The following is a 13,337-nucleotide window of genomic DNA, read 5'->3' as shown; positions in this document are numbered from 1 at the left end:
GAGCGTAGCGAAGGATCTGAAACTGCTTACAACTGAGCCAGACTCAGGAGATCCTTCACTGCGTTCAGGATAACGTTGAGACGATTTAATTGAATTAAAATCAAACTTATCCGCAACCTGGGGAGTTACATTAGATCAAAGGCCTGCTCTTTACCACATTATCTAGCTCAATCAGGCACTCCAGTAAAGGTTTCATTTGATCCAGCGGCCAGCTATTGGGGCCATCGCTTAACGCCTGATCGGGATGAGGATGAGTTTCCATAAAAATCCCCGCAATCCCGGCAGCTACTGCAGCCCTTGCCAGGACTGGAACGAACTCTCTTTGTCCTCCTGAGCTGCCATTATTACCGCCAGGAAGCTGGACTGAATGCGTTGCATCAAAAACAACAGGACAATTGGTTTCACGCATTATTTGCAGCGAACGCATATCAGATACCAGATTATTATAACCAAAAGTAGTACCGCGCTCACAAACCATAATTTGCTCATTACCACAAGCCTGAGCCTTGGTCACCACATGCTTCATTTCCCATGGGGCGAGAAATTGTCCTTTTTTGATATTAACCGGCTTATTCATTGCGGCTACTTTTTGAATAAAGTTGGTCTGACGGCAAAGAAATGCAGGCGTTTGCAGCACATCAACAACACTGGCCACCTCAAGTAAGGGGGTATCTTCATGAACATCTGTGAGTATGGGAACTCCGACCTCTTTTTTTACCTTCTCAAGAATCATAAGGCCCTTTTCAAATCCTGGCCCTCTGTAGCTGCTCAAAGAAGATCGATTGGCTTTATCAAAAGAAGATTTATAAATAAATGGCAAGCGGAGCTGGCTGCAAATCTCTTTTAAATAACCCGCAGTTTCCAGAGCAAGCGATTCACTTTCAATAACGCAAGGGCCTGCAATTAGAAATAGGGGGGCATTTAATCCTGCTTCAAAACCACAAAGTATCATAACTTATCCTTTTTTTGAGAATAGCTTCTGGCTGCCAGAACAAAGTCTTTGAATAGCGGATGCCCATCACGAGGAGTTGAAGTGAATTCCGGATGAAACTGGCAGGCTACAAACCAGGGATGGTCAGGTAATTCAATCATTTCAACCAGCATTCCATCAGCTGAGCGGCCTGATATGAGCAGGCCGGCATCAGTCAGGCGATCAATGAAATGATTATTGACCTCATAACGATGTCTGTGGCGCTCCACGATTTCATTTTTCCCATATATTTTGCTGGCAAGCGAATCGGGTTGCAATTTACAGGACTGGGCTCCAAGGCGCATTGTGCCCCCCAGATCGGTATGTTCATTGCGAAGATTAAGGCTGCCGTCTTCATCCATCCATTCACTAATCAGTCCGATAACAGGATAAGGAGTAGACGGATTAAACTCGGTTGAATTGGCATTATCTAAATGAGCCACATGACGGGCATACTCAATAACCGCAGTTTGCATGCCCAGGCAAATTCCTAAATAAGGAATATTATTTTCGCGAACATGGCGAATAGTTTCAATTTTTCCTTCAATGCCTCGTAATCCAAAGCCGCCAGGAACAAGAACAGCGTCTATATCACCTAATGCCTGAACACCTTGATTCTCAATCGATTCAGCATCGATATAAACAATTTCAACCTTGGTATGGCAATGAATTCCGGCATGACAAAGTGCCTCATTGATAGACTTATAGGCATCATTCAGTTCAGTATATTTTCCGACCATCGCAATTTTAACTTTACTGGTAGGGGCGGACTGCTTATCGACGACAGCTTGCCACTCATGCAAATCAGCCGCTGGAGGATTTAAGCCCAGCTTTTTAACCACAATTTCATCCAGTCCCTGGGCATGAAGAATCATTGGAATCTGATAAATGCTCTTGGCGTCTTCTAAAGAAATGACGCCTTCAGTTTCAACATTGGTAAATAAGGCGATTTTGGATCGATCAGCCTGCGACAGGACTTTTTCTGAGCGGCAAATCAAAATATCTGGCTGTATACCAATGGAGCGCAGCTCTTTAACTGAATGCTGAGTCGGCTTGGTTTTAGTCTCACCGGAAGTAGGAATATAAGGCACCAGTGTCAGGTGGATATATAACGAATGCTGGGCACCGACTTCAATACGCATTTGCCGAATTGCTTCAAGAAACGGCAATGATTCGATATCACCTACTGTACCGCCAATCTCAATTAATGCAACATCGAACTGATCGGCACCAGCTTTGATACAATGCTTGATTTCATTGGTGATGTGCGGGATTACCTGAACCGTTCCCCCTAAATAATCGCCTCGTCTCTCTTTTTTTATGACCGTTTCATAAATTTTTCCAGAGGTGAAATTATTACGCTTGGTCATTGTGGTGCGAACAAAACGCTCATAATGTCCCAAATCCAGATCGGTTTCAGCACCATCTTCAGTGACGAAAACCTCTCCATGCTGAAAAGGGCTCATTGTGCCGGGATCAACGTTAATGTAGGGATCAAGTTTGATAAGCGTGACTTTGAGTCCGCGTGCTTCGAGAATAGCCGCAAGAGAAGCTGCAGCAATGCCTTTACCCAGGGAGGAAACGACCCCACCGGTAATAAAAATATATTTTGTCATAATGACCCCGTTACGATGCTCTTACTCTTGATAGAGCGAATTAAAATATTTTGCATATGAACGGGATTTAATTTTAACAAAAAACGTCCATAAATAACACATTTTATTGAAGCATTCAGGAAAGTTAAGCGTTTTGAACGCTCTGTCAGACAGAGCGTTCAATTTCATTTACTCAATGGACAACAAATGACCCAGTTTCTGCTTCTTGACCTTCAGATAATTTCTGTTGGCCGCAACAGGGGGAATCAGCAAGGGAACCCGTTCCGAGACCTTAATACCATATTTTTCCAAGGCCGTTACTTTCTCCGGATTATTAGTAAGCAGTCTCAAGGAATCTATACCAAAATGCTTAAGAATCTGATAAGCCATCCCATAGTCACGGCTATCAGCAGCAAACCCGAGATTTAAATTGGCTTCTACTGTATCAAGACCCTTATCCTGTAAGGCATAGGCCCTTAATTTATTCTTGAGACCAATTCCTCTTCCTTCTTGTCTTAAATAAATCAGCAAACCACCTTCCTGCGACAGCTGGGCCAGAGACTGATTCAATTGTCCTCCGCAGTCACAACGGCATGAACCAAACACATCCCCTGTGAGGCATTCCGAATGGATGCGCACTAAAGGCAGTTTGTTTCCTGTTGCCGGCTTTTTTAAAAGGGTAAAATGTTCAAGACCATCGATCTGATTATCAAATACGGTCATTTCAAAATCCCCATAATCCTGCGTTGGGATTATTGAGGATGCCGCAGGAACTGCCAGTGTTTCATGCTGTATTCGATAATCAATTAAATCACGTATCGTCACCAGCGGTATATCATGGCTTAGCGAAAACTCTTCCAGTGCAGCAAGACGGCTCATTGAACCATCATCATTGATTATTTCGCAAATCACCGCAGCAGGAACAAGACCTGCCAATTTAGCTAAATCAACACTGCCTTCCGTCTGGCCCGGTCTTTCCAAAACCCCGCCTTCTCTGGCGCGCAAAGGGAAAATGTGGCCAGGTGAAATAATATCCTCAGGTCTGGCATCTGGCTTCACCGCTTCTCGAATAGTATGGGCACGGTCTTTCGCAGAAATACCCGTAGATACACCCTGCGCTGCCTCGATAGAAACAGTGAATGCGGTTCCATAGGGCGAGCGGTTTTTACTTGCCATCATCGGCAAACCCAATCGTTCTATCAGGGAAGCAGCCATTGGCAGACAAATCAGTCCACGGCCCAGTTTGGCCATGAAATTGATTGCATCCGGAGTTACATGTTCCGCGGCTAAAACCAAATCGCCTTCATTTTCCCGATCTTCATCATCCATAAGAATAATCATTCGCCCGGCTTTTAATGTTTCTATTGCCTTTTCAATAGTGGCAAATGTCGTCATTCGTTTACCTCTCTTTTCAATTGCAGCAATGATGAAAGCTGATGAGCCATAACACGTGTTAAATAATCAAACTCAATATTTAAACGTTGCCCTGCTGACATATAAGGGAATGTAGTATGGGCAACCGTATGAGGAACCAGCATTAAACTAATGCGCTCGTTTTCTACCTTGTTTATTGTCAGGCTTACTCCATTTAAGGCGATACTGCCTTTGGGCAACAGGAAGGCTCTGGCAGGAATACTAAATTCCTCAACTGTAAGTTCCAGGCACTCACCAATCGGTTTAATTGAAGTAAGTGTTGCCATCGCGTCAATATGACCGCTGACATAATGACCGCCAAATCTTGTGCTTGGCAGCATTGCCCTCTCGATATTGACTTTATCTCCTTCTGAAAGCGCGCCTAAAGTACTTGAAGCCAGCGTCTCCGCAGATATATCAAATGAATACTGTTGTCCATGATCAGGCAGTAAGGTCAGGCATACGCCATTGACGGCAATACTTTCTCCCGTTTGGAAATTACCCTCGTCCAACTCGGGTAAAGTTAGCACCAGGCGTTTTGCCTGATTATGATCTGTGTTGGATTTTACTTCACCCAAGCATTGAATTAATCCGGTAAACATTGTTCCTCCTGCCAGTCTATGCACGCTATCACATTGTCTCCCGCGATTTGCCAGTCAATTGAATATTTACGCGATTGAAAGAAATTATCGCCATGATATGCAGAAGTTGCCTGCTGGCCGAGAAAACCGGGGACAATATAAAGATAGCTGCGCTGTGGTAATTTTTGCTCGTGAAATGTTGAAAATAATTTACCGCCAGCCTCAAGCCAAACATCATGAAACCCCCAAAGCCCTAATTGTTCGAGTACATAATCAAGATCGATGTGCCCATTAATCATGGGAGCAGGATAATAGCTGCAATTCGGGTTCAAATGGAGCGGGGAATGGCTCTCATCATGAAAAATATAGCAATGCTCGGCTGAGGAAAAAATCTTCGCATCATCAGGAATGCTTAGTCTCGTATCAAGAATGGCAATTTTCTTTTTTTTCTCAAAATCAGGCATGCGCGCGTTAAATAATGGATCATCCTTTATAATAGTCATTGCGGAAGTTAATATCACGTCAGTATGCAAGCGATTAAAATGAGTAAAACGAGAACACTCCTCATTTGATAACTGGACCCTGGCACCCTCCTCGCCGGCTATTTTACCATCTAGCGTATGAGCGATTTTAGCAGTAATCCAGGGCCGCCCTGTGCGAGTCCAAAAGGCATAACTCTGGTAAAATTGCTCGATTTCAGGCATTGGCCAGTAGATGACTTCGATTCCTTTTTCCTGCAATATTTGTGTGCTGCTATTGGCGGCAACAAGAGGATTCGGATCCTTATAACCATAGATCACTTTGCTGATACCGGCAGAAATAATAATATCAACACAGGGAGGTGTACGCCCCCAGTGATTGCAAGGTTCCAGGCTGACATAAAGACTCGCGCCGCGGGCTTGTTCGGCCACTTGCTCCAGCACCGAGCGCTCAGCATGAAAGCAGCCCACGCCTCGATGATAAGCGGACGCCAAAATTTTACCATCCAGCACAACAATTGCACCAACACTGGGGTTGGGAGCGCAATTTCCGCGCCCGATCCACGCTTGTTCGAGAGCGGCGAGCATAAATTGATTGTGCATGGTTAAATCAACGAGTTAAAATTAAACATGATATCAAGATCTTCTATTTTTTAGTAGTCTGTGAATAACAGTATACTGTAAATTCAACGCAGGGTACCTATAAACTGCAATCAGGTATAAACTGAAACGATGACCTCTAACAGCGAGAAATCCTTTATGAATGGAAAATCAGGCAAAAGCTTTGGCCTAGTTTCCCGGTGTCTGGTGCTATTAACAGTCGCGCTATTGTCGCCTTCTATTCATTGCTCATCTCCACTTACTCCTTATTCAACCCAGGAACTGGAAGAGCTTGAGAAAGAATTCGTCCAGCAGATAAATCAGTCTGAAAGTATTGAACGAAATCCTTTGGCCAGTCAGTATATTAATCATATCGGCAAGCGACTGGCAAAATTTGCGAAAATTCCAACCCCCTATTTCTTTATTGTTAAATCGAACGAGATCAACGCCTTTGCAGGACCCGGAGGTTATATTGGCGTCAACACACAGTTGATTCTTTCCACCAGAAGCGAAAGCGAGCTTGCCGCGGTGATGGCACACGAAATAGCTCACGTCCGCCTGCACCATTTATATCGCCTTATTGAACATGAAAAACAAATGCGTATTCCCATGCTGGCGAGTTTACTGGCTGCAGCAGCTCTGGGCGTAGTGAATCCGACACTGGGCAGCGGCGCCATGATGGCTTCACTGACAGGCTTTGCGCAGGATAATATAAATTTCACACGTGCAAACGAAAAAGAAGCAGACCGTATTGGCATCGATATGCTGATACGTGCAGGATTTAATCCTCAAAGCATGGCTGATTTTTTCAAAAAAATGCAGGAAAGTTCGCGCTATTATTATACTGCCAATGTACCTGCGATTCTACGCACCCACCCATTGGATGAAGACAGGATTGCTGAAGCGGAAAACCGGATTCCCCAATCCGCCAAAAAACAATACCCGGATAATCTCGATTATCGTTTATTTAAGGAACTTATCCGCACCTCGGTTGCAAAAGATAACCGCCAATTAATGGATTACTATCAAAAAGAATGTAACCGACATAATTCAGTAACAGCCTGTCAGTACGGCTATGTACTCGCCCTGCTTAACCTGAATCAATACCAGCAGGCAGAGTCTCGCCTGCAAAGTTTGCTGGCTAATGACAAAGATAATCTTTTTTATCAGATTGCAATGGCTCGCGCTGAAACAGGCAACAAGCAATACGCGGCCGCTTTAAAACGTCTCGAAGAGCTGCAGGGAAATTACCCTGATAATTATGCTGCCCTGATGGCGCATGCCCAGGGGTTGATTGCCGCTGGCGATGCCAACCGCGCCACTGGCATTTTACTTAAAGGTTCAAGAGTATTTAAAAGAGATTTACCGCTTTGTGAGGAGCTGGCACAGGCTCAGTCTGCCTCCGGCAAAAAAGCTTACGCCTATTTTACTGAGTCTCAGTGTCAGCTATTACAGGGACGTCAGCGCGATGCCTTACGGAAATTGCAATTAGTCAAAACAATGGCAGCCAAGGACAAGTATTTACTGGCAAGAACCAATGCAATGATTGATGAGATCAAATTTATGCTCTCCGATTAGTGGCGAAGTACAATTGCATCAGCGAGTAGCCTGGTTGGCGCCTTGCGACAACCGGGTTTTGTAACTTCGGCAGCATGAAAACCCGGTTGTCGCGCAAGGCGTCAACCAGGCTACTCACTTCGTTCGCAAAGACTACAGCATAGTTTGTCTGATATCTGGTGACCATTAATCCAGCCCCAGCTTTTTCAGGCGGTAACGTAATGTTCTGAAACTAATCCCCAGCAGTTTCGCTGCAGCGGTGCGGTTCCATTTGGTTTTTTCCAATGCCTTCAATATCATTTCTTTTTGTTGTTCATGCAATGTATTGTCCAAATCCTGATAGCTGGCCGGCGTTTCCTTTTTAACAGGAGGAAGTTCAGCCTGCGGCAGATTTAAATCGCTTACATGAATGGTATCGCCTTCGCACAAAGCCATTGCTCTCTCAAGAATGTTCTCAAGCTCTCTGACATTTCCCGGGAATTGATAGGTTTGTAATGCCGCAATTGCCGGTTTACTTATCTCAATAGGTCGTTGCTTATGGCCAAGTGCAATTTTCTTTAAAATATGACTGGCTAACAAAGGAATATCATCAAGTCGCTCTCTTAAGGGCGGCACTCTTAATTCGATAACATTCACCCGGTAATAAAGATCCTGGCGAAAGCGCCCTGCCTGAATTTCTTCATGAAGACTTTTATGGCTTGCGCTTAAAATACGGACATCAACTGGCACTTCATTGTAATCCCCAATAGGTTTAATGGCTTTTTCCTGGATAGCGCGTAATAACTTCACCTGCATTGGCAAAGGTAGCTCGGCGATTTCATCCAAAAAGAGAGTTCCGCCATTCGCAGCCACAAACAAGCCGGTTTTATCAGTAATCGCCCCCGTAAAGCTTCCTTTTCTGTGCCCAAAAAATTCTGACTCCATCAATTCAGCAGGAATAGCCCCACAATTCACTGCGATAAACGGTTTTTCAGCTCTCGGTCCCTGATGATGAATCAGCTGAGCGACTAATTCCTTCCCGACTCCCGACTCGCCCAAAATAAATACGGGAGCCTGACTGCGAGCCAATTTGTTGATATTTTGCCGTAATTCTTCAATGGCGTCACTTTCACCGATAATCTGATCCCGAGGGAAAATGGCGTTCTCTTTCTGAATACTAAGGGCAGTTTTCACCAGATCCTTCAACATCTGCAGATTGATTGGCTTGGAAATATAGTCAAACGCACCGGCTTTCAATGTGTTGACAGCACCCTCCACATTTCCATAAGCCGTAATGATGGCAATAGGAGTATGCGGTTTGTGTTGCTGAACAAAATGAACAATATCAATACCCTCTCCGTCTGGAAGACGCATATCGGAAAGAATCAGAGAATAATCATGCTGTTTAATACGTGTGATTGCCTCCTCATAACTTCCGGCTGTATCGCAGGATAATTGCATTCTACTCAGAGTGAGGCTCAACAGTTCGCGAATATCGGGTTCATCATCAATTATCAGAATGGTTGTTTTATTCATCATGAAAACCTGCTGTTTGATTCATTGTTATTATAAATATTGCCCCTTTCTCAGCCTGTGAAAGTGTTAATCGGGCATTGTTCATTTCGCAAAGATCCCTGGCCAGATAAAGCCCCATCCCCAGGCCGGTTCTTGTGGTACTAAAAAAGGGCTCAAACACCTCATGCTTTAATGACAGTGGAATACCTACTCCTGTATCGGAAATAATCATCTCTGTGTGACCTGCGTTGATAATGACCTGGATTACAATGTTCACCTGGCCTGATTTTTCTTTCCCATGTTTAATTGAGTTATCACAAAGAATAATAAGTATTTGCTCCAATTGGCTTTTATCAAAATAAATTAAAGCGCCTGGCGTTAAAATTAATGTGATTGCACAAGGATGAGACGCCATAAAATCGTTACGAAACTCTTCTAAAAACGTCTTTAAATCAAATGACTGCGGTTTCGACGGTTCCCCTCTCGACATTTGCAGGACATTTTTTATTGCCTGATTCATACGATTGCAATTGTTAATAATTAATTGTTTTAACCGACTGTCATCTTCATTAAGACTTTCCCCCTCACCCATTAACTGAACCGCATGAGAAATTGCCCCAAGCGGGTTTCGCAACTCGTGAGCAATACTGGCAGAAAGCCTTCCAAGGGAAGCGAGCTTTAATTGCTGTGCCTGTTGAGTAATCAGGGAGAGATCTTCCAAAAAAATTAAAATGGCCGTTTTAGGATTACAATCTACCGCTAGAAAATTGGCTTTTAATGGCGGCTCTTCCAGCATAGTTTCCCAGGATTTTTTTCCAGCCCCCATCTGCTCTGAAAAAAACATCGTCTTGTCATACAACTCAGTAGAAATTTCTGGCAAAAGCAACAAATGGTCCTGTTTATTTTTATTAAAGAACATTCTTGCTGCCGTATTGATTAATTCTATCTCGGAGTTTTCATTAATGTAAATGATTCCTGAATGCAGGCGTTCGACAATATATTCATTAATTTGCTGAATACTTTCAAGTTTTCTGCCGCGACTCTGGGCAATGGTTTCAGTTAGCTGAACGCGATGGGCAAGATACCAGGCCGTTAGAGCGGTGGCAAATAACCCAACTCCATGCACACCGCTATTGAATATATCTGTGGTACTGCTATCGAGAAAAACATACTCAAGAATGTGAATACCAAGTAATGTTGTGCTTGCAATTGCAGCGAAAAATATCGCCAGACGTCCTGGAACCATCATGCTTAGCATAGCAACATTGACATTGAGCAGGATTCCCAGGCTACCGCCAATCTTGCTAAATGCGTTGATGAGCAGGGATAGCATCACAATATCAATGATGCCGCCAATCAGAACCTGGGTTTTGAATCCAACTCTTTTCCGATGGTGTAGATGAAAAAAACAAATGGCAAATATAAGATACAGCGCCAGTGTGCTTAAATACAAGAGTAAGCTGTATTCAAGCCTGGATTTCAGGTAAACAGCCAATAATATGAACAGCAGGATGCACACAATCCGAAGACAATTGTAAACTCCAAGTACCTGCCACTGGCGAAAATCCGCTTTGTTTTGCACTCCATTGCCCTCTTATATGCAGGCTAACTACCCATGATCTCCCCTTCCACCGCCCCTGGGTCCCGGTAGGTTTGAAGGCTCTTCCGGTTGTGCGCTGGAGGGATTTCTGCCCCCTCTGGTGAAAAATCCCGCGAAACGCGCGATTACACCTGTTCGCGCGGGAGCGGGAGCGGCAGCTGCTATAGGTTGCGGTGCTTGCCTGTGGGGATTTAAAGCCAGAAATCGTTGAATCCCCAATTCAGCCGCTTTAGCAAATAATTCTTCAACGCCATGATTATCCCGGGCACTGGTTTCGATAAAAGTACAGCCTTTCTCGACAGCAAATTCTGTAATAGGAGTCGAGTTTGCGTTTGGCATGTCACCCATGGTACCGGCAAAAATAACAGGAATGGCAGGATCAAACCACCTCCTTAGGGATACATATTCATCCTTTGCTTCTTGCAAACTGTTAGGGTCGGTCAGATTTACCGTTATGATAAAGACTTTGGCATACCTACCCCATCCAGTATTCGCGTAAAGGCGGCTTCGCATATCCCCCATATCCTTGAATGTGCTCAAAGCTCTTACACCTGCATCATTTTGATAAGCCTGGGTATATATGAAAGTCTGATCTTCTACGTGTGCGTCTGAATAACTATTGTTAAAATAACGTTGCAGCAAACTTGTTTTCCCACTATTTCGTGAACCAATTATTATGACAGGTATACGCTCATCGCTATTAGTAATCAGAGAACGATCGATACGGCCAACAGTAATTATATTTTGATTGTTGTTCCGAATTTGATCGTATATTGCTTTTAATTCTTCATCAAAACTGGCTTCCGTATTATTTGGAAGCTGATGTATATTTCCTTTCGCCAAATTAATCAGCGCTTCTATCGCGCCACGCTTTGAACTCCATGAGGAACTCGCTGCACTTAATAATTCGAGCCTTGCAATGACTTTCTGATTCTCTATAAGAGAACGCATTTGATTAGCCATTTGCTGAGGAAGCTGATCTAATTTGTCTTCAAAAGTATCTATAACGTGCTCTGGTGATCTTTCAAGCATTTTTTTAAGACAGGCATTACCCAGATTACCAAGAAAAGCGCCTAGCTTGGTTTTATCAATTAAAGGCCACAATGCTTCCAGAGCACTAAAGTCTGCATCTTCACAACTCTCAAGCACTGGGCCAATTTTAATTGTATCCCGTTCTCTTCGATCAATATTAATATTACGTATTAATGGGATTAATGGGGCATAGGACTTAATCGTTTCTTTAAAATACGGCTTAGCGAGAAAACTGTTAACGATCGCGACTTTGGCCTTAGTGCTTAAATGATGAGTATCTTCATCCTCCCCACTCAGTAGATTAATTAAAGCGGCGGTGTTGGGAACCAGTTGTGAAAGTTTGGTATCGCCTAATTGCTGCAAATAGACGATTTTATCCGCATCCGCCAATTGCCAAAGTGCAATTCTTAATGCTTTGGCATCCTGAATACTGTCCAATGGCGGGCAAACACTGTCTACAGTTTGATGGAACTCAGGAAATGTATTGGCAGGCAGCAAACGATTTTCATTGGCGGCTCTATCTGCGATTCGCAAAGTAATGCCAAGACTTGGATATTTTTCTATCAGGCCACTTATGATTTCGGCTCGGGATTTTGGATTACCATCCAGTTGCGCAAATAGTCGGGCATTCCCTGCAATTCCTGTAGTACTATCCGGTTGATAGAATATTTTTTCCTCCAGGAGCTTTGTAAAACCTTCTTCTTTTTCTTTAAGTTTGTCTTCCAGTCTGGTTTTTTGATCATCTGTCGCGCCCTGTTGAATTCTCCTTACAAACTCTGGAGTCCATGCCCTTAACTCCGCTTCCTTCTCCCTGTTAATGGTGCTTAACTCAGTAGCATTCACCTCGACACAAAACTCAGTACTCTGAACCTCTCCATTAGCTCTCACCCCCGGATTTTTCATACGATTCCAGATTGTCCCGACAGTATCCCGATACTGAGGTACCGTCATAGCAAACAATCGGGTTTGCTCGTCCTTTGTCAATTTATCCAGAAACTCTGCAAACTCAATAATCCCTTCATTCGCATCAGCCCCGGCAATGTATTCCTGTCCGCCACGGCCCCCATGAGCTCCACCATAACGCAACTTTTCGATGAAGCGGTTAATGTAGCCATACATTGACTGATCGGATTTAATATAATCTCGTAGCTCCTGAGCCGCCTCATGAAACGCTGTAGCCGCGGGAGAATGCTTGATAACCCTTTCGCGCTCACTTTCAGTCAGCGGTTTTGATTGTCCTTCTTCCAAAGTAGTATGCTTAAGCACACCGTCCTCTTTTGCAAAAGAGAGACAATCGGCCACCATAATAATACGCGGATTGTTTACATCATCGCTAAGTACAAATTGCCAGGGCTTCAAGTCATATAAATCCTGGCCAGACATTTGCTCTGAAAGGTCAAGATTAGACATCAATAGTTTAACCGCGGGTTGCTTAACAACGGGGGATAGCTTTTCTGCAAGCAGCCAGCATATCTGTTTCATCGGCGAGTGAGGGTTTAAGCAATAAGCCAGATCAGTTTGCTGAATACGTTTCCAGCGATTTTCCAGGAAATTGATAAAGGGCTGGCATTCTTCTGTCGTTAACTCTTTATCCGATTCGACCGCCATTTCTATTAATGCATTCAATTCTTCGTAAGATTGCAGTAGCTCAATTCGCTCGAGCTCATTTTTCCAGCCCAGGCGTTCTCGGCTGATCATTTTTTGTAATGCCTGTAGCTCTTGCCCTATCGCTTTCATACCAGCCATAATGAATCCCATGAAATCATTTTATATAAATTATAAACACAAATAATAACTTTACTACGTTTTGTTATTAAATTGGGAATTTTTTCCATACTCATAGGTATTTACCCCCCTGGGCCCACTGCCATTAAGTTAAGGAATTATGTCATTACCGCGAAAGACGGGAATCCATTCATCAGTCGGCATTGTAGCTAGCTCAGAGATGGAATCCCCGCCTTTCGCGGGGATGACAGTTTAATGAGGATTCGCGGTACGGAGGAAGAATGTTTTTGG

General features: G+C 43.8%; 10 protein-coding genes. 1 reads left to right on the top strand and 9 read right to left on the bottom strand.

The window, feature by feature from the left end:
• Positions 1-130: 130 nt before the first annotated feature.
• The 5 genes from kdsA to ribD form a co-directional block, all read right to left on the bottom strand.
• On the bottom strand, positions 131-952 hold the full coding sequence (kdsA, locus tag LXA66_RS08165; RefSeq protein ID WP_233012732.1) for a 3-deoxy-8-phosphooctulonate synthase: 822 nt from the start codon (positions 950-952) through the stop codon (positions 131-133).
• Complete coding sequence (locus LXA66_RS08160) at positions 949-2,586, bottom strand: CTP synthase (RefSeq protein ID WP_233012731.1); 1,638 nt, start codon at positions 2,584-2,586, stop codon at positions 949-951. Before LXA66_RS08160 ends, kdsA begins: the two co-directional genes overlap by 4 nt.
• Before the next feature lie 168 nt (positions 2,587-2,754).
• Positions 2,755-3,960 (bottom strand): 3,4-dihydroxy-2-butanone-4-phosphate synthase, encoded by a 1,206-nt coding sequence (ribB, locus tag LXA66_RS08155; RefSeq protein ID WP_233012730.1) that lies wholly within the window; start codon positions 3,958-3,960, stop codon positions 2,755-2,757.
• Positions 3,957-4,580 (bottom strand): riboflavin synthase, encoded by a 624-nt coding sequence (locus tag LXA66_RS08150; protein WP_233012729.1) that lies wholly within the window; start codon positions 4,578-4,580, stop codon positions 3,957-3,959. The genes ribB and LXA66_RS08150 overlap by 4 nt, the downstream gene beginning before the upstream one ends.
• The gene (gene ribD, locus LXA66_RS08145; protein WP_233012728.1) at positions 4,565-5,641 is read right to left on the bottom strand and encodes a bifunctional diaminohydroxyphosphoribosylaminopyrimidine deaminase/5-amino-6-(5-phosphoribosylamino)uracil reductase RibD; all 1,077 of its coding nucleotides are present in this window, start codon (positions 5,639-5,641) and stop codon (positions 4,565-4,567) included. The genes LXA66_RS08150 and ribD overlap by 16 nt, the downstream gene beginning before the upstream one ends.
• A 156-nt stretch (positions 5,642-5,797) precedes the next feature.
• Here ribD and LXA66_RS08140 point away from each other — a divergent pair, with 156 nt between their 5' ends.
• Complete coding sequence (locus tag LXA66_RS08140) at positions 5,798-7,216, top strand: M48 family metalloprotease (RefSeq protein WP_233012727.1); 1,419 nt, start codon at positions 5,798-5,800, stop codon at positions 7,214-7,216.
• Here the strand turns inward: LXA66_RS08140 and LXA66_RS08135 are convergent.
• Genes LXA66_RS08135 through LXA66_RS08120 form a run of 4 tightly spaced genes read right to left on the bottom strand, consistent with a single transcriptional unit; the run spans position 7,200 to position 13,067 of the window.
• Positions 7,200-7,382: a hypothetical protein gene (locus LXA66_RS08135; RefSeq protein ID WP_233012726.1), complete on the bottom strand. Its 183-nt coding sequence runs from the start codon at positions 7,380-7,382 to the stop codon at positions 7,200-7,202. The genes LXA66_RS08140 and LXA66_RS08135 overlap by 17 nt on opposite strands.
• On the bottom strand, positions 7,382-8,710 hold the full coding sequence (locus LXA66_RS08130; protein WP_233013034.1) for a sigma-54 dependent transcriptional regulator: 1,329 nt from the start codon (positions 8,708-8,710) through the stop codon (positions 7,382-7,384). Before LXA66_RS08130 ends, LXA66_RS08135 begins: the two co-directional genes overlap by 1 nt.
• Entirely contained in the window at positions 8,703-10,271 is a 1,569-nt protein-coding gene (locus LXA66_RS15915; protein WP_233012725.1) for an ATP-binding protein, read from the bottom strand. The genes LXA66_RS08130 and LXA66_RS15915 overlap by 8 nt, the downstream gene beginning before the upstream one ends.
• A 27-nt stretch (positions 10,272-10,298) precedes the next feature.
• Positions 10,299-13,067 carry a GTPase domain-containing protein gene (locus tag LXA66_RS08120; protein WP_233012724.1) on the bottom strand — a complete coding sequence of 923 codons (2,769 nt, stop codon included), beginning with the start codon at positions 13,065-13,067 and terminating at the stop codon, positions 10,299-10,301.
• Positions 13,068-13,337 lie beyond the last annotated feature (270 nt).

This window comes from Legionella sp. 16cNR16C, assembly GCF_021297775.1.
GTDB classification, from domain to species: Bacteria; Pseudomonadota; Gammaproteobacteria; order Legionellales; family Legionellaceae; genus Legionella_C; species Legionella_C quinlivanii_A.
The sequence above is the reverse complement of the archived record's forward strand: the minus strand, read 5'-3'. Positions and strand labels throughout refer to the sequence as shown.

Bases quoted from the DNA above. Each gene is read 5' to 3' on its own strand.
- kdsA (WP_233012732.1), bottom strand. From the start codon at position 952: ATGATACTTTGTGGTTTTGAAGCAGGATTAAATGCCCCCCTATTTCTA.
- LXA66_RS08160 (WP_233012731.1), bottom strand. From the start codon at position 2,586: ATGACAAAATATATTTTTATTACCGGTGGGGTCGTTTCCTCCCTGGGT.
- ribB (WP_233012730.1), bottom strand. From the start codon at position 3,960: ATGACGACATTTGCCACTATTGAAAAGGCAATAGAAACATTAAAAGCC.
- LXA66_RS08150 (WP_233012729.1), bottom strand. From the start codon at position 4,580: ATGTTTACCGGATTAATTCAATGCTTGGGTGAAGTAAAATCCAACACA.
- ribD (WP_233012728.1), bottom strand. From the start codon at position 5,641: ATGCACAATCAATTTATGCTCGCCGCTCTCGAACAAGCGTGGATCGGG.
- LXA66_RS08140 (WP_233012727.1), top strand. From the start codon at position 5,798: ATGAATGGAAAATCAGGCAAAAGCTTTGGCCTAGTTTCCCGGTGTCTG.
- LXA66_RS08135 (WP_233012726.1), bottom strand. From the start codon at position 7,382: ATGGTCACCAGATATCAGACAAACTATGCTGTAGTCTTTGCGAACGAA.
- LXA66_RS08130 (WP_233013034.1), bottom strand. From the start codon at position 8,710: ATGAATAAAACAACCATTCTGATAATTGATGATGAACCCGATATTCGC.
- LXA66_RS08120 (WP_233012724.1), bottom strand. From the start codon at position 13,067: ATGGCTGGTATGAAAGCGATAGGGCAAGAGCTACAGGCATTACAAAAA.